The following is a 565-nucleotide window of genomic DNA, read 5'->3' as shown; positions in this document are numbered from 1 at the left end:
GGGCGCGCTGCCCGCCCCGTTGGTGGCGGCGCGCAAGGCGCTGCCGGTCGCCGCCCTGCTCGGCGCGATCCTGGCCGGCGGCCCGGTGCGGGCCGAGGACGGCTTCGCCGCGACGGAGCTGCTCTGGACCACGCCCGCCGCACGGCCCGGCGAGGCCACCGCCTGCGCCCGGCTGCTGCTGCTGAACCTGCCGCCTGGCTGGCAGAGCGGCGATGCCGCGGCGGTGGTGATGGCGCCCGAGGGGCGTGGCTTCGACGTGGCGCGCCCACTCGTCGCCACGCTGCTGGCGCAGCAGACCGCGGTGCTGGAACTGCCGGAGGGGCGTGGCGGGGGCATCAGTGCCTGCGCCGCGGCGCCGGTCGATCCGCCGGCGCAGTTCCTGGGCGCGCTGGCGGCGCTGCGGGCGCAGACCGGGGCCGGGGTGGTGGTCGCGCTAGTACTGGGCGAATCCGGCCCCGCGGCGGTCGCCGCGGCGCGCGAGGAGGTTGCGGCGCGGCTGCTCGGCCCCGGCGGGCCGCGCTTCGCCTTCGCCGTGGCGCTGCGCGACGGCCTGCCACCGCTGTTC

1 protein-coding gene is annotated in these 565 nt (G+C 79.8%); it reads left to right on the top strand.

Features of this window, described 5'->3' with window-relative positions; genetic code table 11:
• On the top strand, positions 1 to 565 hold a 565-nt coding region (locus HW578_RS27490), incomplete at both ends, for a hypothetical protein (RefSeq protein WP_198373845.1).

The organism is Roseomonas rosulenta, assembly GCF_016106005.1.
Classification (GTDB): Bacteria; Pseudomonadota; Alphaproteobacteria; order Acetobacterales; family Acetobacteraceae; genus Neoroseomonas; species Neoroseomonas rosulenta.
The sequence above is the reverse complement of the archived record's forward strand: the minus strand, read 5'-3'. Positions and strand labels throughout refer to the sequence as shown.